The sequence below is a fragment of the Pseudonocardia sp. genome, assembly GCF_025965585.1.
In the GTDB taxonomy this organism is placed as follows: Bacteria; Actinomycetota; Actinomycetes; order Mycobacteriales; family Pseudonocardiaceae; genus Pseudonocardia.
Genome location: NZ_JAOPWR010000272.1, coordinates 18,057 through 39,549, shown reverse-complemented (window position 1 = coordinate 39,549; position 21,493 = coordinate 18,057). Strand labels below are relative to the sequence as shown.

Annotated in this window: 20 protein-coding genes; 1 reads left to right on the top strand and 19 read right to left on the bottom strand. The window is 68.7% G+C overall.

What is annotated here, in order from left to right:
- Window positions 1–2: 2 nt before the first annotated feature.
- The 8 genes from JWR81_RS17270 to JWR81_RS17235 all read right to left on the bottom strand — a co-directional run bounded on the left by JWR81_RS17270 (window position 3) and on the right by JWR81_RS17235 (window position 8,169).
- A complete protein-coding gene (locus JWR81_RS17270) occupies window positions 3–818 on the bottom strand; it encodes a mycofactocin-coupled SDR family oxidoreductase (protein ID WP_297653266.1) in 816 nt (271 codons plus the stop codon).
- Between the two features lie 54 nt (window positions 819–872).
- On the bottom strand, window positions 873–1,703 hold the full coding sequence (locus JWR81_RS17265) for a phosphoenolpyruvate hydrolase family protein (RefSeq protein WP_297653263.1): 831 nt from the start codon (window positions 1,701–1,703) through the stop codon (window positions 873–875).
- A gap of 12 nt (window positions 1,704–1,715) precedes the next feature.
- Complete coding sequence (locus JWR81_RS17260) at window positions 1,716–2,984, bottom strand: Tm-1-like ATP-binding domain-containing protein (protein ID WP_297653260.1); 1,269 nt, start codon at window positions 2,982–2,984, stop codon at window positions 1,716–1,718.
- A 44-nt stretch (window positions 2,985–3,028) separates the two neighbouring features.
- The gene (locus JWR81_RS17255; protein ID WP_297653257.1) at window positions 3,029–3,475 is read right to left on the bottom strand and encodes a cupin domain-containing protein; all 447 of its coding nucleotides are present in this window, start codon (window positions 3,473–3,475) and stop codon (window positions 3,029–3,031) included.
- The gene (locus tag JWR81_RS17250) at window positions 3,475–4,305 is read right to left on the bottom strand and encodes a sugar phosphate isomerase/epimerase (RefSeq protein ID WP_297653255.1); all 831 of its coding nucleotides are present in this window, start codon (window positions 4,303–4,305) and stop codon (window positions 3,475–3,477) included. The genes JWR81_RS17255 and JWR81_RS17250 overlap by 1 nt, the downstream gene beginning before the upstream one ends.
- 55 nt (window positions 4,306–4,360) lie before the next feature.
- On the bottom strand, window positions 4,361–5,422 hold the full coding sequence (locus JWR81_RS17245) for a substrate-binding domain-containing protein (RefSeq protein WP_297653250.1): 1,062 nt from the start codon (window positions 5,420–5,422) through the stop codon (window positions 4,361–4,363).
- Window positions 5,423–5,554: 132 nt separating this feature from the next.
- Entirely contained in the window at window positions 5,555–6,589 is a 1,035-nt protein-coding gene (locus tag JWR81_RS17240; RefSeq protein ID WP_297653247.1) for an ABC transporter permease, read from the bottom strand.
- 32 nt (window positions 6,590–6,621) lie between these two features.
- Entirely contained in the window at window positions 6,622–8,169 is a 1,548-nt protein-coding gene (locus JWR81_RS17235) for a sugar ABC transporter ATP-binding protein (protein ID WP_297653244.1), read from the bottom strand.
- A 336-nt stretch (window positions 8,170–8,505) separates the two neighbouring features.
- Between JWR81_RS17235 and JWR81_RS17230 the strand changes: the two genes are divergently transcribed.
- Window positions 8,506–9,333 (top strand): DeoR/GlpR family DNA-binding transcription regulator, encoded by an 828-nt coding sequence (locus tag JWR81_RS17230; protein WP_297653241.1) that lies wholly within the window; start codon window positions 8,506–8,508, stop codon window positions 9,331–9,333.
- A gap of 145 nt (window positions 9,334–9,478) precedes the next feature.
- On the opposite strand, the gene JWR81_RS17225 is transcribed toward JWR81_RS17230, so the two are convergent.
- The 11 genes from JWR81_RS17225 to fgd form a co-directional block, all read right to left on the bottom strand.
- On the bottom strand, window positions 9,479–10,246 hold the full coding sequence (locus tag JWR81_RS17225) for an enoyl-CoA hydratase-related protein (protein WP_297653238.1): 768 nt from the start codon (window positions 10,244–10,246) through the stop codon (window positions 9,479–9,481).
- Window positions 10,236–10,691 (bottom strand): MaoC/PaaZ C-terminal domain-containing protein, encoded by a 456-nt coding sequence (locus JWR81_RS17220; protein WP_297653236.1) that lies wholly within the window; start codon window positions 10,689–10,691, stop codon window positions 10,236–10,238. The genes JWR81_RS17225 and JWR81_RS17220 overlap by 11 nt, the downstream gene beginning before the upstream one ends.
- A gap of 5 nt (window positions 10,692–10,696) precedes the next feature.
- Window positions 10,697–12,283, bottom strand: coding sequence for an AMP-binding protein (locus JWR81_RS17215; protein ID WP_297653233.1), 1,587 nt, complete (start codon window positions 12,281–12,283; stop codon window positions 10,697–10,699).
- Window positions 12,284–12,288: 5 nt separating this feature from the next.
- Window positions 12,289–13,860, bottom strand: coding sequence for a class I adenylate-forming enzyme family protein (locus tag JWR81_RS17210; RefSeq protein WP_297653230.1), 1,572 nt, complete (start codon window positions 13,858–13,860; stop codon window positions 12,289–12,291).
- 54 nt (window positions 13,861–13,914) lie between these two features.
- A complete protein-coding gene (locus JWR81_RS17205; RefSeq protein ID WP_297653228.1) occupies window positions 13,915–14,478 on the bottom strand; it encodes a TetR/AcrR family transcriptional regulator in 564 nt (187 codons plus the stop codon).
- A 146-nt stretch (window positions 14,479–14,624) separates the two neighbouring features.
- A complete protein-coding gene (locus JWR81_RS17200) occupies window positions 14,625–15,647 on the bottom strand; it encodes a ferritin-like domain-containing protein (protein ID WP_297653226.1) in 1,023 nt (340 codons plus the stop codon).
- A 190-nt stretch (window positions 15,648–15,837) separates the two neighbouring features.
- Entirely contained in the window at window positions 15,838–16,635 is a 798-nt protein-coding gene (locus JWR81_RS17195; protein ID WP_297653223.1) for an alpha/beta fold hydrolase, read from the bottom strand.
- A 330-nt stretch (window positions 16,636–16,965) separates the two neighbouring features.
- Entirely contained in the window at window positions 16,966–17,277 is a 312-nt protein-coding gene (locus JWR81_RS17190; protein ID WP_297653220.1) for a DUF3303 family protein, read from the bottom strand.
- Window positions 17,278–17,683: 406 nt separating this feature from the next.
- The gene (locus JWR81_RS17185; RefSeq protein ID WP_297653217.1) at window positions 17,684–18,856 is read right to left on the bottom strand and encodes an acyl-CoA dehydrogenase family protein; all 1,173 of its coding nucleotides are present in this window, start codon (window positions 18,854–18,856) and stop codon (window positions 17,684–17,686) included.
- A gap of 46 nt (window positions 18,857–18,902) precedes the next feature.
- Entirely contained in the window at window positions 18,903–20,402 is a 1,500-nt protein-coding gene (locus JWR81_RS17180; RefSeq protein ID WP_297653214.1) for an aldehyde dehydrogenase family protein, read from the bottom strand.
- Window positions 20,399–21,421 carry a glucose-6-phosphate dehydrogenase (coenzyme-F420) gene (gene fgd, locus JWR81_RS17175; protein WP_297653272.1) on the bottom strand — a complete coding sequence of 341 codons (1,023 nt, stop codon included), beginning with the start codon at window positions 21,419–21,421 and terminating at the stop codon, window positions 20,399–20,401. Before fgd ends, JWR81_RS17180 begins: the two co-directional genes overlap by 4 nt.
- Window positions 21,422–21,493 lie beyond the last annotated feature (72 nt).

Sequence of the window (21,493 nt, the reverse complement as noted above, 5' to 3'; positions counted from 1 at the left end):
GGCTACTTCTTGCTCTCGCCCGCGTCGACGATCAGCTCGTGCCCGGTGACGAAGCGTGCCTCATCGGAGAGCAGCCATGCCACGGCCGCACTCGAGTCGCGGACCTCGATGTTGCGGCCGAGCAGCTGGGCATCGCGGAACTGCTGCAGGAGGGTCTCCTTGGGCGTTCCCGAGAGATACGACATCGCGTCGGTCATGTCGGTGTTGATGGCGCCCGGATGGAGGCTGTTGCAGCGGATGTACTCGGGCCCGAGCTCCTTCGCCATGGCGATCGCCAGGCCGCGGACACCGAACTTGGCGGCCGAGTAGTGGCTGAGCCAGCCGTAGGACTTGATGGCCGCGACGGAGCTGACCAGCACGTACGCGCCGCCCTCGCCGCGGGCGCGCACATGCGGCACGGTGGCCTTGCAGGTGTAGAAGACACCGTTCAGGTTGATGTCGATCATCGTCTGCCAGTTCTCGATCGGCAGGTCCCAGATCGGCAGGAAGGTGTCGGAGATGCCGGCGTTGGCGACGACGCAGTCGATCCCGCCGAGCTCGGCGACGGTGGCGTCGGCCGCGGCGACCAGCGAGTCGTAGTCCCGGACGTCCGCCTCGAACGTCACGGCCCGCCGGTCCTCGGCCTCGACCAGTGCCTTGGTCTCGGCGAGGTCCTCGCTCGTCGCGGTGATGTAGGCCGGGGCCTCGACCTTGCCGGCCGTGCCGATGTCGACGAGGGCGATGTCGGCGCCCTCCTTCGCACACCTGATGGCGTGGCTGCGGCCCTGACCGCGGCCACCACCGGTGATGAAGACGACCTTGTTCTCGAGCAGACCCATCTCTGGAGCCCTTCTCTCTTTCCGTGCTCTCGGCTGTTGCCTGGTGGCCTGCCGTCAGTGGCCGGGGACAGCCATCGCCTTGAACGACTCGACCTGCGCGGTGATCGCGCGCTCGGTGGGCAGCCTCTCCACGCTCGAGGCGCCGTAGAACCCGGCGACGCCGGGAACCTCCTTCATGATGTGGGCGGCCTCGTCGGGGCCGTGGACGGGACCGCCGTGGCAGATCACGATGACGTCCGGGTTGGCGGCCACCGCCGCGTCGTACATCTCGCGCACCATCTGCACGGCCTCCTCCATGGGCACGACGCTCTGAGCGCCGATGAGTCCCTGGTTGGTCGTGCCGAGGTGGGCGACGATCATGTCCGCGCCTGCGCGCGTCATCGCGTCGGACTCCTCGGCGGTGAACACGTATGGAGAGGTGAACAGATCCATCTCGCGGGCGGTGGCCACCATCTCGACCTCACGGTCGTAGCCCATGCCCGTCTCCTCGAGGTTCTGCCGGAAACGGCCCTCGAACAGGCCGACGGTGGGGAAGTTCTGAACACCGGAGAAGCCCAGATCGGCGATCTCACGCAGGAACCGCTTCATGATCCGGAACGGGTCGGTGCCGTTGACGCCGGCGAGCACCGGGACGTCCTTGACGACGGGCAGGACCTCGGCAGCCATGTCCACCACGATCTGGTTGGCGTCGCCGTACGCCAGCATGCCCGCCGCCGAGCCGCGCCCGGCCATCCGGTAGCGGCCCGAGTTGTAGATGATGATGATGTCGGCGCCGCCGGCCTCGGCACACTTGGCCGACAGCCCCGTACCGGCACCGGCGCCGACGACCGCACGCCCGGCGGCGATCTCTGCTCGGAGGCGACGGAGGATCTCACTGCGCTGCATGAAGATGGGTCCTTATCGGATGAGGGATTTCGGTGAGGTCGTGCAGAGTTCGAGAAGCTTCTCGGCCATCGCTCTGGCGACCGGTTCGTCGTTGATGGAGCCGTCGAGCTCGATGACCTCGACGTTCTTCGCCTGCGCGGAGGCAAGGGCAGCGGTCAGCGCGGAGACGAGCTCCGCGTCCGCCTCCGGATCGTGGAACGGTCCCCTCGGCACGGACAGGGAGGAGAAGCCGCCCGACGGCACCGCCACGGCCACCGGCGCGGTGGCCGTGGAGAGCCGTCTCCCGAGCTCGGCGCCGATCCGTCCAGCCTCCTCGGCGTCGGTGCGCATGAGCGTCACGTCGGCGTTGTGCCGCACGAGGGTGCGGTGCCGGAAACGGGACGGGACGTCGTCGAAGCGGCCGAAGTTGACCACGTCCAGGGCACCGAGTGACACGACCTGAGGAATTCCGTGACGGCCGGCCACGGTGAACCGGTCGGGTCCGGCGGGTAGGTCCCCGCCGACGATCTCGTCGGCCAGCTCGGTCGTCGTGACGTCGAGGGCGGCCACGAACATGTCGGAGGCGATCAGCTGTTCCATGGCCCGCCCGCCGCTGCCGTTGGCGTGGAAGACAACCACCTCGCAACCGGCGTCACGCAGTACCGCGCGAGCCGCACTCACGCAGGGCGTCGTGACGCCGAACATGGTGGCGCAGACCAACGGCGCCCCCGACGCGACGGGGTAGGGATCGGCACGGTGGGTGCGGGCCATTCCGCACGCGGCCGCGGCCGCGTTGGTGAGCACCGGCCCGGTCAGCCGGTTGACGCCCGCCACGTCGGCCACGGGGTTGATCACGGCACAGTCGAGGCCGTTGACGTAACGACCGATGTCCACCGCGGCGAGCGTCGAGACGAGCACCTTCGGCAGCCCGAATGGCAGCTTCCGGAACACCGCCGCCGCAAGGGATGTGGCCCCGGATCCGCCGGCGGCGAGCACGCCGTCGACGGACCCGTCACGGACGAGATCGGCCAGCACGACGCCGGCGCCCGCCGCCATGACCCGCAGGGCCTCGCCCCGATCAGCCCCGTCGCGCAGGACCGATCGAGAGCTGCCTCCGGCCTCGGCCAGCGCGTCGGGACCCACGTACCGGGCTCCGGCGCCGCGCACGTCGTCCTCGGCATTGCTGTAGAGACCCGCATCGAGAACAACTGCCTCGCACCGGTGGCGCTGCACCAGCGCGAGGAGGAACAAGTACTCCTCGCGCTTGGTGTCCAGCGTTCCGAGCAGCGCCACCGTCGTCATGACGGGTCCGCGGGCCGAGGTCGGGCGGGTCGCACCATGTGCTGTCAGCTCCGCTCGGGGCGGAACGTCGGCAGTTCGCCGGCCGTCAACGTCATCAGGTCGGGCTGGGTGAGCAGGTCCTCCTCCGCGCCGGCAGGGCTGTACATCGCGAGCACCTGCATCGGTGCCCATCCCGTGTTCAGGGTGGAGTGGAACACCGCCTGCGGAACGTGGATCACATCGCCCGTCGACACCTGGCGGACGTCCGGCGTGCCGTCGTCGAGCTCGACCATCTGCTCACCGGTGCCCGACACGACATAGAGCAGCTCCGCCGATGCCGGGTGGTTGTGGCGGGCGTGGCCCTGGCCCGGCAGCATCGTGACCATACCGATCGCGGGAATGGCGATGCCGTGGGTCTTTCTCGTGGTCAGCCACTTCATGTATCCCCAGTCGAAGACCAGCGTCTCGACATCGGACCAGTCGGGGTAGCGTTCCTGTCCAGCCATTGTCATCAGGCCCTCTCCTTCAGCCATGTGAACGCCTCCTTGGCGAACCAGTCGGGCTCGGCGCCCCGGTGGTCGAATCCGATCTCCAGGGTCACGTAACCGGTGAAGTCGATCTCCTTCAGGGCGGTCATGACGCTCTCGAAGTCGCCGCGCCCGTGACCCGGCGGCATCCGATTCTCCTCGGAGATGTGGATGTGGGCCAGATCTGCACCCATCTGGTACACGTAGTCGGTCATCACCTCGCGGCGGTACAACACGTGGAAGGTGTCGAACATCAGCTTGACGTTCGGCAGCCCGACCTCGTTCATCAGCTCGATGGCGTGGTCACCGGTGTCGACCAGGTTGCTGTCGTAGGAGGTCGGTTCGATGGCCAGGGTGATGTCGTACTGCGCGGCGTGACCTGCGATCTCCGACAGGGCTTCGGCGCTCCACGCCCACCCTTCTCTGCGCTCGGTACCGAAGAGGGTCCAGCCCGGAATGTAGAGGACCGTCTTGCCGCCCCATTCCGCGGTCAGGTCGACGATCTTCTTGTAGTTGTCGACGGTGTACCGGCGCTCTTCGGGATACGGCGAGCAGGCGTTGTTGCAGGGGCCTCCGCTCGGTGCGGGCAACATGCTGGACAGCGCGATACCCTCCCCGTCGAGCACGTTCTTGATCTCTTTCCGGCGGCTCTCCGACAGGAAGTCCGGGTAGGCGTGCGGGCTTGCGGCGCCGATCTCGATGCCGTCGTAGCCGATGCGCGCCAACCGCTTGATGGTCTCTTCCAGGGTGTAGGCGGGCAGCCAGGAAGGATAGCTGGAATACGCCCAGGTGTTGAACGACAACTTCAGTGCCACTGCGGATACTCCTTCGATTCGGTACGGCGGGAACCTGGCGTCGTCGAGGATCGGCTCAGTTGTAGGTCGTGCCCAGGTACTGGTCGACGTTGGCCTGTGTCACCAGCGGGTACTCCAGCGGAATGCTGGCCGGCATGCTCTCGTTGGCGCACGCCTTGGCCGCAGCCACGACACCCATGGGCATCACGAGCGGGTACACGGTGGTGGCGGCGTAGGTACCGTCCTTGATCGCCTGGAAACCCTCGTTCTGGCCGTCGATTCCCGCGAGCTTCACATCGCCCTGGCGGTCGGCGGCGGCTATCGCCTTGATCGCGCCGAGCGACATCGCGTCGGCCTCGGAGAAGATGAAGTTCAGGGAGCCCTTCGGGTACTTCGTCAGCAGGTTGGTGACCGCGGTGTTGCCGTCGGCGGTGTCGTAGTTGCCGTTCACGTCAGCCACGATCTTGATGCCCGGGTACTTCTGCATGACCTGCATGAACCCGTTCGTCCGGTCGATGGTGGGCGAGGCGCCCGGGGTGCCGCTGAGGATCGCGACGGTGCCCTGCCCGTGCAGCTGGTCGGCGATGTACTGGGCGGTGCGGGTGGCCAGCGGGATGTCGGGCGCCTTGATCGTGGTGAGCACCGGAGCCGTGGTGGTGCGGTCCATGGCGATGACCTTGACGCCCTGGGCCGTCGCCCGCTGGACGGCCGGGGCGAGGGCGCCCGCGACGACGGGGTCCAGGACGACGACCTTGGTGCCCTGCGCGACCACGGTGTCGAGCTGGGAGCTCTGGGTCGCGGGGTCGTTGTTGCCGTTCTGCACGGTCAGATCCATGTTCGGGAAGTACTTCTTGGCGTCCTGGCTCGCCAGCGAGAACTGTGCCGCGCCGTACGGGAACGACGTCGCGTCGTCGAGGAAGGCGACCTTGCAGTTGATCGAGTCCTGGGAGGCCTTCAGCGTGAGCGCAGCCTTGCAGTCCTGCCCGCAGTACGGGCCGAAGTCGATCGGGGCCGCCTGCGCCCCACCGGAACCGGAGCTGCCTGAACTACTGCCAGCGGACAGCGCGCAGCCCGACAATGCGGAGACAACGGCGATGGCGGCTGCCGAGAACAGAGCGAACCTTTGTAGGTTCTTCATGGCATTTCCTCCTCGGGGAGCGTTCCCGAAGCTGGGGGCGGCACGACGGATCGGCCGTCCGGGGAGTGGACGAGGGAATGTGCGGGCCGGAAGGTGGTCGCCGACCGGTGGTGCGTCTCGGGGTCGTGCTGATCAGGCGGCCACCCGGCGGCGGCCCTTGGCCAGGTTCGCCGAGGCGATGAGGACGGCAGCGATGATCACGCAGCCGCGGATGATCTCCGACTGGTAAGGGGAGACGCCCATCAGGATCAGGATGTTGGCGATCACAGCGAGGATGAGGGCGCCCACGACGCTGCCCCACAGGCTGCCGCGGCCGCCGGCGAGGCTGGTGCCGCCGATGACCACCGCGGCGATGGCATCGAGGTTGGTGAGGCTGCCTGCGGTGGGCTCACCGACACCCAGCCGGGCCGCGGTCATCACTCCGGCGAGGCCCGCGCAGCATCCGCTGATCACGTAGACGACCGTGAGTACCCGCTTGACCCGGATTCCCGACAGCCGCGCGGTCTCCAGACTGCCGCCCACCGCGTAGACGTAACGGCCTGCCGGCAGGTAGCGCAGGGCGATCCAGCCCAGGACCGCGATCACGGCGAAGACGATGAACTCGCCGGACAGCTGCCCGATCCCCCCGTTGCCGAGGAAGTTCAGGAGACCGGACGACCGGCTGTAGATGATCTCGCCGCCGTTGGCCAGCGACAGGGCCAGGCCCTGCGCGATGGCCAGGGTCGCCAGCGTCATCACGAACGGCTGGATGTTGAACACGGTGTAGCCCAACCCGTTGATCAATCCCGTCACCCCGCCGATGAGCACGGCGGCGACGAGCGCGAGCCAGACGTTCCAGCCGAACTGCAGGAAGAGCGCGAACCCGACGGTGGTCAGGGCGAGGATCGACCCGACCGACAGATCGATCCCGGCCGTGAGGATCACGAACGTCATCCCGACCGCGACGACACCGACGATCGCCATCTGCTGGAGGACGTTGAGGAGGTTGGGGACGGTGAGGAAGTTCGGGACCGTCAGCGAGGTGATGATGAGGAGGATCACGAGGACGGCACCGACCGTGCCGTAGCGGGAACCGGTCAGGCGCGACCACAGTGACGACTGCGCCGGTGCGGAAGCCTCGGCGGTGGCCGTCGGTGGTGTCGCCTGGGTGACGGGCGGGTTGGACACGAACGTTTCCTTCCTAGGCGGGCTGGGCGGCACTACGCCGCAGCCCCGGAGGCCAGGCGGATGATGGTGTGCTCCTCGAGCTCGGCGCCCTGCAGCTCGCCGGCCATGGCACCGCGGTGCATCACGATGACCCGGCTGCACAGCAGGAGGAGCTCGCTGAGCTCGGACGAGCTGACGATCACGCTGAGCCCCTCGTCGGCGAGCTCCCGGATGACGTCGTGGATCTGGTGCTTGGCGCCGACGTCGACGCCTCGGGTCGGTTCGTCGAGCACCAGCACGGACAGGTCCGCGGCCAGGCAGCGCGCCAGGACCACCTTCTGCTGGTTGCCGCCCGACAACGCGGTCACCGGGGTGGCCAGGTCACCGCCCGGCAGCCGCATGTCCAGCGATGCACGGAACCGGGCGGCCAGCGTGTTCTGCCCGCGCCGGCTGATCCACCGCGTGCCGTCCTTCAACAGCCGTGACATCAGCACGTTCTGCGCCACGGTCATGTTGAGGAACAGGCCCTCGGACTTGCGCTCCGCGGGGACGAACCCCAGTCCGCGCTCCCATGCGTCATGAGGTGTGCGGGGCGCGTACTCGCGGCCCAGCACCGCCATCCGACCGGCCGTGGCCCGGTCGGCGCCGACCAGAGCCCGGCAGAGCTCGCTCTGACCCGAGCCACGCAGCCCGGCGAGACCGATGATCTCGCCCCGGTGCGCGCGGAAGGACACATCCGACACCACGTCGGTCCTCAGGCCCACCACCTCGAGCGCCACGTCCGTCCGGGCGGTGGACGCCGCCTGCGGTCGTTCCGACACGGCGAGCAGGGGGGCGCGCTGTCCTGAGGTCGCGGTCGGTCCGGCCTGGTCGCCGAGCATCTTCGCGACCAGGTCGTCCTCCGACGTGTCCCGCATCAGGCCCTCGGCGGTCGTACGCCCGTCCTTGAGCACCATGTACTGCTGGGACGTGCGCATCAGCTCCTCGAGCCGGTGCGACACGAAGATCATGCTGGTGCCGTCAGCTCGCAGCGAGTCCATGAGCGTGAAGATCCGCTCCGCGTCGTGCGGATCCAGCGCGGCCGTGGGCTCGTCGAGGATCAGGATCCGCGGGCGGTGGCGGAGCGCCTTCGCGATCTCCACGAGGTAGCCCTCCGCGAGCCCGAGCTCGCCCACGAGCCGGTCCGCCGGTACCGGCATGCCCAGGCGGTCGAGCAGCTCCTCCGTGGCTCGCCGCGCCGACGCCCAGCTGATCAGACCCCGACGCCGGGGGTAGTCACCGATGACGAGGTTCTCGGCGACGGTCAGATCGGGGAACAGGCTCAGCTCCTGGTACACGGTCGCCACGCCACGCCGCGAGGCGTCGATGGGCGACCCGAAGCGCGCCTCCTCCCCCTGCAACGTCACCGTTCCGGCATCGGCCTGCAGGGCCCCCGAGAGGATCTTCAACAACGTCGACTTACCTGCACCGTTCTCCCCCACGAGTGCGAGGGTCGACGACGGCGCCAGGGAGAACGACGCTCCGGACAGGGCGGCGACACCACCGAACCGTTTCTCGACGCCCTCGACGGCCAGAACCGGCGAACCGACAGTGGCTTCCATGCTCACCTCCGCACCCGGGTCGGGCACCCGATGGGGCCCTCAGCTCCCTCACGTTCTTAACACCAGATCGTGGGAGCTTCCCAGCTTCAGCCGGTAGGTTACCGCCGTGTGTCGGGGTGTCAAGCACCATTCTCATCACTCAGTCCCAGCCCACGATGGTGAGCTACCAGGCCCATCCGCCAGGGGCGGGATGGTTGGAACGAAATGGACTACGACCTCTCCGACGCCTGAGGCAGCCGCTCTTACCATCTCTCGGTGTTATATTGCGCTCCACCGATGTTGCCGCGCTAGGGTGCCGACGATCCGCCCAGCACCGCCCCGACGGGAGTGACGACCATGGTCAGCAACGGATCGCGAGCTGCCGCGCGGAGCCAGCGCCAACAAGCGGTCATGGACTTCGTGGTCAGCCGCGGTTCCGCGTCTGCCGCGGACCTGGCAACCCTCACCAAGGTGAGCCTCATGACCGTCCACCGCGACATCGACGAGCTCGTCGAGCGAGGCATGCTCCGCCGCTACCGTGGCGGGGTGTCAGCTCAGCCGTCATCGGTGTTCGAGAGCAACATCAAGTACCGGCTCGGTGCGCAGGTGGATCAGAAGGCGGCGATCGCACGCAAGGCGGTGGAGCTCATCGAGCCCGGGACGTCGATCATGATGGACGACTCGACCACGGCCCTCGCGCTCGCCCGCATCCTCACGCAGGTCACACCTCTGACGGTCGTCACCAACTACCTGGGAGTCGTGCAGGAGCTTCGCGACGAAGAGGCCGTGCAGCTGATCGTCATCGGCGGCGAGTACTCGCGCACCCACGACTCGTTCATCGGCGCGGCCTGCCTCGAGGCCATCGAACGCTTCGCCGTGGACCAGGTCTTCCTGAGCACCTCGGCCATGAGCGCCACGATGACCTACCACCAGGAGCAGCAGATCGTGCTGGTGAAACGCGCGATGATCCGCTCGGCGACCCATGCGGTGCTGCTCATGGACAGCGGCAAGATTCCCAAGACCGCGCTCCACCTCCTGGCGCCCATCACGGAGTTCGACCACGTGGTCGTCGACGCCGGCATCGATCCCGCGCTGGTGTCCGAGCTGCGCGAGCGGACCGACCTGCAGATCGCCGCACTCGACGCCGACGCCGCGGGCCCGACCCGCGACGGCGATGCCGTCTGACGTGTGAGACGACCGGCCCGGTGACGGGTCGGTTGCAACCGGCGGCGTGACGCCCGGGTACGCCAGGTACGAAGGCCGTTCCGCCGGCACGCCCGGCGACGACCTGGACCCACCGAAATACGCACCGGACTTCCGGCGCGGGACACTAGATTCCGTCGAAGCGGGGTTCGCGCTTCTCGCGGAATGCCGACAGTCCTTCCCCGAAGTCCGCGGTGGCGAAGGCGACGCCCTGTGACGAGGCCTCCTTGTCCAACGTCTCGGCCAGCGACGCCCCCCGGGCCACGGCGTCGATCAGCTCCATGGACAGGCGGAACGCCGTGGTCGGTCCCGCCGCGACGGTGTCCGCCAGCGTGCGCGCCTCCGTGTGCAGGTCTGCGCGGCCGACGCATCGTGCCGCCAGGCCGAGCCTCACCGCCTCGGGCCCGTCCAGGACGCGCCCCGTGAGAACGAGATCCCGCGCCACGGCCGGCCCGAGCCGGGTCGTGACGAACCAGTGGAACCCGGAGTCCGGGACGGCACCGAGCCGTCCGAACGGTGAGCCGATCCTGGCGTCGTCGCTCACCACCGTGACGTCGCAGGCGAGCGCGATCCCGGTGCCTGCGCCCATGCACGCGCCCTGCACCGCCGAGACGGTCGGGATCGGCAGCCCGTGGATCTTCAGGACGAGGACGTTGAACGCCGACCGCAGCAGCTGCACGGGATCCTCGCCCGGTTCCATCGTCGTGATGTCGCGCCCGGCGCAGAACGCCCGGCCTTCGGCGCGGATGAGCACCGCCCTCGCGCCGTCGGCGACCGCACGGTCGAGACCGTCGGAGATGGAGTCGAGATCGGCGCGATCGAGGGCGTTGAGCTTGTCCGGCTTGTTGAGGACGATCTCGGCGACCGCTCCCCCGATGAGATGATCAACCGGCATCGGGGCCCCTCCGCAGCAGGACCTTCAGACGGCTGGCCATCACCGTCGAACCGTCCTGGTTCACCATGTCCCACCGGAAGTCCGCGATTCCGGTGGCGTCGTCGCGCGGCCGCAGATCGGCCACCTCGATCTCGGCGTGCAGCGTGTCGCCGATGAACGTCGGCCGCGGGTAGCGGACCCGGTCGCTGCCGTAGTTGGCGACGATGGCCTTCGCGAGCGGCGGCACGCCGAGACCGCCGCTGAACGCGAGAACCATCATCCCGGGGGCGATGCGCTGACCGAACATCGAGCGAGCGGCGTACTCCTTGTCGCTGTGGAGGACGAACCAGTCCCCCGTCAGCGCACACCAGTTCACGATGTCGGCCTCGGTGATCGTCCGCCCGCGCGTCGACTGGACCGCCCCGAGCTGCAGGTCGTCGAAGTACGTGTCGACCAGATAGTCCATCTCGTCTACCTCCTGCCCGTCGGTGCCGCACTACTCGCGGCCATCGCCAGTGCACGCACCTCGGCGATCGCCGTCTTGCCCAGCGCTGTGCGCGGAAGCGCGTCCACGAACAGCACGCGCTTGGGCACCTTGTAACCGGCGATACGTTCCCGCGCGCACGCGCGAAGCTCCTGTCCGAGCTCGGGCCCCGCGACGACCGGCGCTTCGTGCTCGACCACCGCCCAGATCTCCTCCCCCCATCGCTCATCGGGTACTCCGACCACGGCGACGTCCCGGACCGCCGGATGGCCGCGCAGAGCGTCCTCGACCTCGCGGGGATAGACCGTCTCGCCGCCGGTCTTGATCCGCCCGCCCATGCGGTCCACGTAGTAGACGTAGCCGTCGCGATCCCGTCTGCCGATGTCGCCCGAGTGCAACCAGCCGCTCCGCCATGCACGCCGCGACTCCTCGGGCTTGTCCCAGTACCCCGCGATGTAGGCGTCGCCGCGGAACACGAGCTCGCCGATCGCGTCGGGGCCGACCTCGCGACCGTCGTCGTCGAGGACCTTCATCTGGAATCCGGGCTGGACACGGCCGCAGGACCCGAGCCGGTGCGCCAGCGCCGGATCGACGAGAGCCCGCTCGTGGTCGACGCGGTCGAGGATCAGCCCCGCGCCCCCCTCGGTGCCGATGCCCCCGATCTGGCACATCGCCACACCGAACAGCTCCACGAAGCGCCTGATCTGCCCCACCGGGATCGGGTTGGAGCCGTAGAGCACGTGTCGCAACGACGACAGGTCGTACCGGCCCGCCCCGGCCTGCTCCACGTGCTCGACGAGCATCTTCATGATCGTCGGGACGGCGAGGAACACGCTGACTCGCTCGCGTTCGATGGTCAGGCACATCTGCTCGGGATCAGGCCGGGGCAGGATCACCGTCGGCCGCCCGACGTAGGCGGCGTGCATGACAGCGAACTGTCCGCCCTTGTGGAACAGCGGCGTGACGAGCATGAACCGGTCGTCCACGCGGGTCTCGGATCCGATGATCAAGCTGTGTACGAAGGCGATCTCACTCCGGCTGGAGATCATCGCTCCCTTCGGGCGGCCGGTGGTCCCCGAGGTGTAGGTCAGTGCGTAGGTGGCCTCGGGATCCTGGTGCGATCCGATCGGCTCCGGCGAGGCCGCGGTCAGCAGCTCGCCGTAGGACGAGTTCGGGCCACGGAAATGGACCGGCAACGCCCCGGTCTCCTGGGCCACGACGGCACCGGCCTCCTCGAATCCCGGCCCCACGAACAGCACCCTGGCCGCGCAGTCGCGCATCTGCTCGACCACCTCGGCCGGATGGTGGCGGACGTTGAGCCCGGTGTAGACGGCCTTCGCCCGGGACGCGGCGAACATGACGTCCAGGTATTCGTGGCAGTTGCCGGCGAGCACCGCGACTCGGTCCAGGTCGCCGATCCCCAACTCGTCACGCAGGGCGTTGGCGAGCCTGTTGACCCGATCGTCGACCGTTCCCCAGCTGAGGCGGACGGGCCCGTCGACGAACGCCAGTTCGTCCGGGGCTCGTCGGGAGTGAATCCGCGGTATGTCACCGATGACGGTCCGGAAGTCCACGCCCGTCACCCTCGCGGCAGGGTCGCCGGCGCCACGGACAGCGGAAGCAACTGCTCCCGCACAGCGCGTTTGAGCACCTTGCCGGTGGCGCCCCGGGGCAGCCGGTCCACCAGCACGACGTGCTTGGGAACCTCGAAGCGCGCCAGTCGCCCGGTGCAGAACAGCATCAGGTCCTCCCCCGTCACGGTTCCGTCCGACACGACGAGCGCACCGACCGCCTCGCCCCATCGCTCGTCCGGAACACCGACGACCGCGGCCTCGCGGACGGCCGGATGCTCCGCCAGCACGTTCTCCACCACGACCGGATACACGTTGTAGCCCCCGGTGATGATCATGAATTTCTTGCGGTCCACGAGGTAGAGATAGCCGTCCTCGTCGATGCGCCCCATGTCTCCGGTGCGCAACCACCCTGGCTCCTGCAGGACCTGGCGTGTCTCGTCGGGCAGCCCGAGGTAGCCGGACATCAACGTCTCGGACCGGACGGCGATCTCACCGACCTCGTTCGCCGGAAGCCGCTGCCCGGCCTCCGACACGATGGCGATCTCGGTGTGCACGGTCGGGCGGCCGCACGACTGGAGCAGCCCGGGGTCGGACGCGAGCGCGCGGAGATGGTCCTCGTGATGCAGGATCGAGAACCAGCCGGCCGCACCTTCCGTCGCGCCGTACCACTGTTGCAGTTCGCACCCGAACTCCTGCATCGCGCGCCGGACGAGCGCAGGAGTGGCCGGAGCGGATCCGTACATCACCGTGCGCAGGCTCGACAGATCCGTGCGCGATAGATCGGGGTGGTCGAGCAGGTCGAGCATCATCGTCGGCACCAGCAGCGTGGAGGTCACCCGGTGGTCCTGGATCGACCGGAGCGCCGCGGCGGCCGCGAAACGTGGCAGGAGCACGATCGTCGATCCCACGAAGACGTTCCACGTCGCCAGGAGCACCGGCACCCCCGCGGCGGGCAGGCAGTGCAGGAACACGTCGTCGTGGCGCACCCCCACCTGGATCCAGGTGTTGAGCTCCGTCGCGACGACCGCGCGATGCGTCCAGATCGCTCCCTTCGCCAGGCCGGTCGATCCCGACGTGTAGGAGATGGCGATCGGGTCGTCCTCCGACAACGGTGGCCACTCGTCACGTGGCAGTGCCTCTTGCCCCGCGATGATCTCCTCGTAGTCCAGGTCCTGGTGGTGGTCACCGAAACCGATCACGTGACGGAGAGCGGTCAGCGACGTGCGGTCGACGCTTCCGAACGCCTCCTCGCACGTTCCGCCCTCCACGACCAGCACGGCGACTGCGGCGTCACGGAGGATGTGCTCGATCTCCCTGGGCGCGTAGCGCCAGTTGATGCCGGTGCGGACGGTGCCGAGTGTCGCGGAGGCGAACCACACCTCCACGAGCTCCAGCCCGTCCTGGCTGAGCGATGCGACGACCTCACCGGCCCGCAGACCGAGGGATCGCCATGCGGCGGCCAGACGCCCACTGCGATCAGCCGTCTCACTCCAGGAACGATGAGCGGGACCGGCGACATAGGCGAGATGTTCCGGCCGTGAACGAGCTTGCCCGGCAAGGTACTCACGAACCAGCATCTGGGCACTCCCTCATTGGAGTCGGAGCGACCAGCCTAACAACTTACCAACCGTTCAGGAAGTACTTTCCGTCGGCGCCGACAGTCCGCTCCGGGCGATACCGACAACCGCGTCCACGATTCGCTCACGCGACATCTCGCCGGCCGGGCGAATCCACTCGGTCAGCGAGTTCGCCATCCCCAAGATCAATCGTGTCGCAATGTGCGGATCGAGGTCGGCACGCGCTTCACCCCGCCGCATCGCCTCTTCGACGATCCGGGCCACGGCCTCGTCGAATTCTCGACGGCGCTGCATGATAGCGCTTTCCACGGAGGTGTTGCCGCGCATTCTCAGGAGCACGGCGACCTCGTCGAGATGCTCGACCTCGACCTCGACCGCCGCGCGCAGGATCTGCTCCAACTGGTCCATCGGCGTCGCGGCCGGAGCGGTCACCCGAGGGTCCTCGAGAACGGCGAAGAGGGCGTCGAGGGCGCGCGTCACCCCGTTGACCAGAATCGCTTCCTTGCCGGATACGTGATGATAGATCGCCGCCTTCGTGACGCCCGCCCGAACGGCGACCTGATCGATCGTCGTCGCGTCGTAACCGCGCTCCCGGAACAAGGAGAACGCGATCCTCACGATCGACTCGGCATCGTGTGTCCGACGTCCTGCGACCGAGCGTGGCACGTACCCTCCGGGATGGTGTCGGGAGACGATGGGGAGACAGATTAGCCTCCGCGCCCGCCGCGGCCCGTCCCCTCCGCCCACCCGGCCACCTGGGCGACTCAGAAGCTGACGACCACGAGGTCCTCCTCGGTGAGCGGGACCTCGGTGCCGTCGATGCCGAGTTCGGGCACGGCGGGGAACTCGATTCCGTAACGGTCGGTCACCGACTTGACCCGGAGCATCCCGCGCCGCCAGATGTCGTCGCGATCGACTCGAGGAATGATGCCCAGGCCGGCGCCGCGGGCGATCTCCTCCATCTCGTGATGGGTCTCGGAGAAGTATCCCGGCACCTTCCAGAACGGTGCGCGCGGTTCACCGAACACCACTGAGATGTAGACGTAGGCAGCCTTGATGTTCTTGGTGAGAGAGCGTCGTTCGAGATCCGTCAGGTCGCCCCACGTGTCCTGGGCAAGATAGTTGCAGAAAGCGAAGTGGCGCGACTCGTCCTTGCCGATGTGCTGGAGGATGTCGGCGAAGACCGGATGCCGGGCGTTCTTCGACGTCTGCATGTAGACGAGCGACGCGGCCGCCTCGCCCACGATGAACGGGGACATCACCGCCGAGAGGGTGCGCTCCTCGTACGCGCGTTTGTATCCGCCCCAGTACTTCGAGTTCGTGTAGTGAATCCAGGCGAGATTGTTCGCGGCTCGCTGCTCCACGGCGCTGCCCGACGATCTCCGATACGGAAACCCCGGCAGGAGCGTCTCCACGACGCGACGCGACATCTCGTCGTGATTACCCTCGTCCCGGGCGACGGTGAGCAGGACCCGCGATGTCGAGTCGCCCTGGTGCTGCTCGTAGGACTGCACCATTCCGTACCCGAACGTCGGAACACCGGAGTTCTCGAACGTGCCGTTCACGGCGAACCAGTAGGCCAGCGCCACCCGTTCCCGTTCGGAGAAGTCATCAGCCTTCAGAGCGGCCCAGTCGATCGCGGTGTTCGGATCGTAGTGCTGAGCCTCGGCCAGTTCCCACAGCTTGCGGTGCCGCGAGATCTTGTCGGTCCAATCGGTCGGCATCGGGTTCGGGAACTCGATGTCCGGCGGCATCTCCAGATCGACAGCGTCGTCCAACATGGACATCCCGTCTCCTCAGGCTCGTATCGACGACGGTAGCTTACCAACCGGTCGGTCAGTTGCCTAGTGTTGCGGCCCTTCGGTGGCGGGGCCCGTCCTCGGCATGCCGCGGCGACACATTCATGGCTACGTCCGCTACGAGGCAGCGGCCTTCCCGGCTACCCGGCCGCTCGCGAGTCGGGTGAGCGGATCACGGTCAGGGCTCGGCCGGGAGTGGATGCCGATCCAGGAACGCGATCACGGCGGGACTCGCCACGGCGCGGAACTCCTCGAAGTAGGCGTGCCGTGCCCCGTCGAGCACCAGGAGCTCCGAGCCGGGGATCCGGCCCGCGAGCAGTCCGGCGTTCGCGGGTGGGCAGAACTCGTCGGCGCTGCCGTGGACCACCAGAGTGGGCGCCCGGACACCGGGCACGACGTCCCAGGCGTCGTGAGCCGCACTGGCCCTCCGATGACCCCGCCGGGCCTGCGACGTCATCGCAGGATCGCCCAGCACCGCGTACGGGCCCGGATGGTCACGACGCCACTCCCGGCTGAACATCAGAGCTGCAAGAGCAGCGTCCGCAGCCGGCGCCGGACCGGCCAGCGGCCGCAGCACGGCGGGATCGGCGACCATCCCGTGGACGCCGCCCGCCGTGGTGCACCCCAGGACGACCGCCCCGACACGGTCGGGATGGTCCACCGCCAACCGCTGCGCGACCTTCCCGCCCATCGACGTGCCATACACGTGTGCACTCTCGATCCCGAGCTCGTCGAGCACCGCGACGACGTCACCGGCGAAACGCCGGGTGCTGTACTCGGCCCCCGGCGGCGCATCGCTGCCACCCGTACCGAGCGTGTCGATCGCGACGGTGCGGTGACCGGCCGCGAAGTCGACACAGATCGGGTCCCACCACCGCGCCGAGTTCGCCTGCCCGGCAAGCAGCACCAGAGGCGGGCCCGCCCCCACCGTCTCGAAGCGGATCCGCGCGCCATCAGCAGCCCTGGCGAAGCTCACCTGTGCCCTCCTCGTCGGAGGGCTCGATGGCTCCGGCACCGATCGTGCTCAGCCGCGGGCCCCACCGTCGAACACCATCTCGCCGTCCTCGACGAAGGTCGTCTCACCCGTCATCGTGACGTGGGGTTCGCAGGAGGCCTCGGTCGGCACCCCGGAGTCGTTGCCATCCAGCAGCGCGCCGTGCCCGGCCGGACGTGACGTCGAAGCTCGGCGGGTCCCCGTCGGGCGGCTTCGCCTGCGGTTCGAACCTCGACAGCAGGGTCTGTCGTCGCGTGCCGCCCTTCCTTCTCGTCGGATGTGCCCAGTGCGGTGCACAGCCCGGCGTGTCCCTCAACCGTACTTCTTGGCCGCTTGCTCGATCGCCGGGCTCGCCTTGCCCAAGTCCTCCGGGGTCATCACCGGATGAATCTGGATGGATGCTCCCAACCCGAGGAAAAGGGGTTCCGCCATGGCGGGGATCTGGGATGCGTCGTCCATGTTGACGACGATGTATCCGCCTCGTCCGCCCTCCATGTCGGCGAAGTACGCAACCTCCGGCTTCATCTCCTCCACGATGGACTGGATGGTCGAACCCAACGTTCCCGCCCTTGCAAGCTGATTTCCCTTTTCCACCGGAATGCGGCACGTGATCATGAAGCGCATGACCCTCTCCCTTGCAGTGGACCGAACCCGGTCAGTTACCCCCACCGTTGAGGCGACTACGACCAAAGGCCAGCGCATCGTGAGTCCCACCACTGCGAACGGCCCTCCACTCAGGGCCGCGAAAGTACGCCCAGGAAACGCCCCCGGGCTAGCACCACATGGCCGCATCTCCGTGCCGCTGTACGGCTGTGCGCCCCGACCCGGAACCAGCGTGGCCACATTCCGTTCGCGACAGCCGGGCCCAGGCGGCCCAGCAGGTGTCCGACGATCAGGTCCGGACGGCACTACACCCTCCTGACCCGCAGGTCAGGAGGGTGTAGCGGTGTTGGCGACAGCTCGGGGAATCACGGCAGGATCCGCGTGGGCGGATCGGCGCCGTCGATGTCCTGCCCGTCGATGAGGCCGTTCACCGGTACGCTGGATGGCCTGTCAGCGCCTGTCCGATCGTGAGGGTGTGCACCTCGTCGGTGCCCTCGTAGGTGCGGACCGACTCGAGGTTGTTCGCGTGCCGCAGCGGCGAGTACTCGAGCGAGATACCGCTGCCACCCAGGATGGTCCGGCACTCCCGCGCGATCGCGATCGCCTCCCGGACGTTGTTGAGCTTGCCGACCGAGACCTGCTCGGGCCGGATCCTGTGGTCGTCCTTGAGCCGCCCGAGGTGCAGGGCGAGCAGCATGGAGGAGTTCAGGGACACCGCCATGTCGGCCAGCTTCTTCTGCGTGAGCTGGAAAGCGCTGATCGGCTTGTCGAACTGGATCCGGGCGTCGGCGTAGCTCAGCGCGGCCTGCAGGCTGTCCCGCGCCGCGCCCACCGCGCCGAACAGGATCCCGAAGCGCGCCTCGTTGAGACAGGCCAGCGGGCCGCCGAGCCCACGGGCCTCCGGCAGCTGGGCCGAGGCCGGCAGCCGGACGTTGTCGAACGCCAGCTCCGAGGTCACCGACGCCCGCAGGGACAGCTTGTGCTTGATGTCGCTCGTGGTGAATCCGGGCGTGCCACGCGGCACCAGGAACCCGCGGATGCCGTCCTCGGTCTGCGCCCACACCGTGGCGACATCCGCGATGCCGCCGTTGGTGATCCACATCTTCGAGCCGTCGAGGATCCAGTCCGCACCGTCGCGCACCGCGCGGGTCCGCATGCCGGACGGGTTCGAGCCGAAGTCCGGCTCGGTCAGGCCGAAGCACCCGATCGCCTCGCCGGCCGCGAGTCTCGGGAGCCACTCCTGCTTCTGCTCCTCCGATCCCCACCTCCAGATCGAGTACATCGACAGCGAGCCCTGGACGGAGACGAAGCTGCGCAGGCCGGAGTCGACTCCCTCCAGCTCCAGGCACGCGAGGCCGTAGCTGACCGCATTCGTGCCGGCGCAGCCGTATCCCTCCAGGTGCATGCCGAGCAGGCCCATCTTGCCCAGCTCGGGGACCAGCTCACGAGGGAACCGGCCGTCCTCGAACCACTCGCCGATGTGCGGGCGCACCCGGTCGTCGAGGAAGTCCCGAACCGTCCTCTGGATGTCACGCTCCTCCTCGCTCAGCAGCGAGGAGACGTCGAGCAGGTCGAGCGGGTCTTTCATCACGGATGCCATGAGACGTTCTCCATCGGTGTCAGCTTCTCAATTGCCGAGCGGGGCGTCACCGCTCGAGGGGGCCGGAGGCCTTCAGGTAGACGGTGGTGGTCGTCGTGAAGAACTCCCGAGCGGCTCGGCCCTGCTCCTTCGGACCGAAGCCGCTCTCCTTGCTGCCGCCGAACGGAACGTGCGGGTCCGCACCGGCGGTCTCCGAGTTGATGTGCAGGATGCCGACGTCCACCGTCTCCATGGCGGTCATGACCGCCTGCAGGTTGTCGGTGAAGACGGCCGCGGAGAGACCGAAGACGCTGTCGTTGACGAGCTCGAGCGCCTCCCGGTCGGTCGCCGCACGCCGCACCGCCAGGACCGGTCCGAACAGCTCCTCGCGCCACAGCGGGTCGTCGCCGGCGAGCTCGACAACGGTCGGTGGCAGGAACGCGCCGTCGGCGCGTTCGTCGGTGTAGGCGGTGCCACCGGCGAGCAGCCTGACCCCAGCGCGCCCGGTCGCTCCGGCGACCGCCGCGAGCACGCCGTCCCGGGCCGCGCCGGACACGAGCGGGCCCATCTGCACGGCGGCGTCCGTCGGGTCCCCGACGGCCAGCGCGTCGGCCCGAGCGGTGAGACGAGCCACGAACTCGTCCGCCACCGCGTCGGTGACGACGACCCGGGACGTGGCGGTGCACTTCTGCCCGGTGGACCGGAAGGCACCGGCGATCACCTGGTCCACCGCGAGCTCGAGGTCGGCGTCGCCCAGCACTGCGGCGGCGTTCTTCCCGCCCATCTCGGTCTGGATGGGGCGGCCGAGCGCCCCGCACCTCTCGATGAGCCGGCGCCCCACACCCGTGGATCCGGTGAAGGTGACCCGGGAGATCCCGGGGTGCTCGACGAGCCGTCCCCCGATCGCCCCCTCGCCGATCACGAGCGAGAGCACCCCGCCCGGAAGCCCCGCCTCGACGAGCGCCTCGGCGAGACGCATCGCCAGCAGCGGCACCGAGCTGGCCGGCTTCCACACCACGGTGTTGCCGTACGCCAGCGCCGGCGCGATCTTCCAGGCCGGGATGGCGATCGGGAAGTTGAAGGGGGTGATCACGGCCACCGGGCCGACGGGCCGGTGGACGAGCTGGATCTGCTCCCCCGGCCGCGGCGACGCGTAGACCTCCCCGATCGGGCGGAGGCCCTCGGTGGCGAAGAACCGGAAGATCTCCGCCGCGCGCCGCACCTCGCCGACACCCTCGGCGAGGGTCTTGCCCTCCTCGCGTGCGAGTTCCGCACCCCAGGCGGGTGCGTTCGCGTCGAGGACGGCGGCGGCCCGGGCCAGGATCTCACCGCGCCCGGGGAACGGGGTGGCGGCCCAGCCGGGGAACGCCGCGACCGCGCCCTGCACGGCGGCGTCGAGTTCCTCGGTGCCGGCGAGCTTTCCGCGGGCGACGACCTCGGAGGGCCGCGCCGGGTTCGTGTCGACCAGTTCGCCGCCGTCACCGTCGGTCCAGCTGCCTGCGACGAGGTGGCGGATCGTCGCCACGGTCCCGGCGCCGGACGCCTGCTCGGGGGCCGAGACCGTCACGCCGGACCCGCCTTCGCGCGGTCGCGGAGCCCGGGCAGCACGTCGGTGGTGAACTGCTCCAGGAAGCGGTGCTGATCGCCACCCGGACCGTGCAGCACCAGGTCCGTGAAACCGAGGTCGAGGTACGTGCCGATCCGGTCGATCACCTCGGCGGGGTCGTCGGAGACGATGAACCGGGTGTGCGCCTTGTCCGCGTTGGCGTCGGCGAGCCGCTCCATCTCCAGCGGGTCCTCGACCCCGGTCTTCTGCTCGGAGCTCAGTGCCAGCGCCGCCCACCAGTGGCAGGCCGTCCGCGCGGTCTCGATGTCCCGGTCGTAGGACACCTTGATCTCGATCATCCGGCGCAGCGAGCCCGGGTCCCGTCCCGCCGCCTCGGCGCCCTCCGCGACGTTGGCCAGGAGCGTCTTGTACAGCTCCGGGTCCTTGCCGCTGGTGCAGATGAACCCGTCACCGACGCGTCCGGCGAGCTTGGCCGCCAGTGGTCCCGAGGCGGCCACGTAGATCGGCACCGGCTGCTCGGGCCGGTCGTAGACGGTCGCCTTCTCGGTCCGGTAGTAGGTGCCCTCGAAGTCGACCCGGTCCTCGGTCCACAACCGGCGCATCAGGGTGATCGACTCCGCGAGCCGCATCCGCCGTTCCTTCGCCCCCGGGAACTCCGCCCCGGTGGCCGGCGTCTCGTTCATCGCCTCGCCCGAGCCGATGCCCAGGATGACCCGGCCCGGGTTGAGTGCGCCGAGGGTTCCGAACGCCTGGGCGACGATCGACGGGTGGTACCGCAGCGTCGGCGTCAGCACGCTCGTCGCCAGGGTCGCCCGCCGGGTCGCGCCGCCGAGCGCCCCCAGCCAGGCCAGCGCGTTCGGCGCGTGGCCGCCGTGGTGGCGCCACGGCTGGAAGTGGTCCGACACCGCGACCATGTCGAGGCCGCGGTCCTCCGCCTCGACCGAGAACTCGAGCAGCTCCCGCGGACCGAACTGCTCGGCCGAGGCCTTGTACCCGATCCTGATCCCATCCGCGGGCATGGCTGTGCCACTGATGCCGGTCACGTGCTGTCCTTTCCGAACGCGCACCGGGGTGGTCCTCGGGGCGCAGGA

Coding starts and splice junctions, on each gene's coding strand:
- JWR81_RS17270 (WP_297653266.1), bottom strand. CDS start 818: ATGGGTCTGCTCGAGAACAAGGTCGTCTTCATCACCGGTGGTGGCCGC.
- JWR81_RS17230 (WP_297653241.1), top strand. CDS start 8,506: ATGGTCAGCAACGGATCGCGAGCTGCCGCGCGGAGCCAGCGCCAACAA.
- JWR81_RS17235 (WP_297653244.1), bottom strand. CDS start 8,169: ATGGAAGCCACTGTCGGTTCGCCGGTTCTGGCCGTCGAGGGCGTCGAG.
- JWR81_RS17200 (WP_297653226.1), bottom strand. CDS start 15,647: ATGTCCATGTTGGACGACGCTGTCGATCTGGAGATGCCGCCGGACATC.
- fgd (WP_297653272.1), bottom strand. CDS start 21,421: ATGCCCGCGGATGGGATCAGGATCGGGTACAAGGCCTCGGCCGAGCAG.
- JWR81_RS17225 (WP_297653238.1), bottom strand. CDS start 10,246: ATGCCGGTTGATCATCTCATCGGGGGAGCGGTCGCCGAGATCGTCCTC.
- JWR81_RS17260 (WP_297653260.1), bottom strand. CDS start 2,984: ATGACGACGGTGGCGCTGCTCGGAACGCTGGACACCAAGCGCGAGGAG.
- JWR81_RS17245 (WP_297653250.1), bottom strand. CDS start 5,422: ATGAAGAACCTACAAAGGTTCGCTCTGTTCTCGGCAGCCGCCATCGCC.
- JWR81_RS17255 (WP_297653257.1), bottom strand. CDS start 3,475: ATGACAATGGCTGGACAGGAACGCTACCCCGACTGGTCCGATGTCGAG.
- JWR81_RS17185 (WP_297653217.1), bottom strand. CDS start 18,856: ATGGCATCCGTGATGAAAGACCCGCTCGACCTGCTCGACGTCTCCTCG.
- JWR81_RS17210 (WP_297653230.1), bottom strand. CDS start 13,860: ATGCTGGTTCGTGAGTACCTTGCCGGGCAAGCTCGTTCACGGCCGGAA.
- JWR81_RS17190 (WP_297653220.1), bottom strand. CDS start 17,277: ATGCGCTTCATGATCACGTGCCGCATTCCGGTGGAAAAGGGAAATCAG.
- JWR81_RS17265 (WP_297653263.1), bottom strand. CDS start 1,703: ATGCAGCGCAGTGAGATCCTCCGTCGCCTCCGAGCAGAGATCGCCGCC.
- JWR81_RS17220 (WP_297653236.1), bottom strand. CDS start 10,691: ATGGACTATCTGGTCGACACGTACTTCGACGACCTGCAGCTCGGGGCG.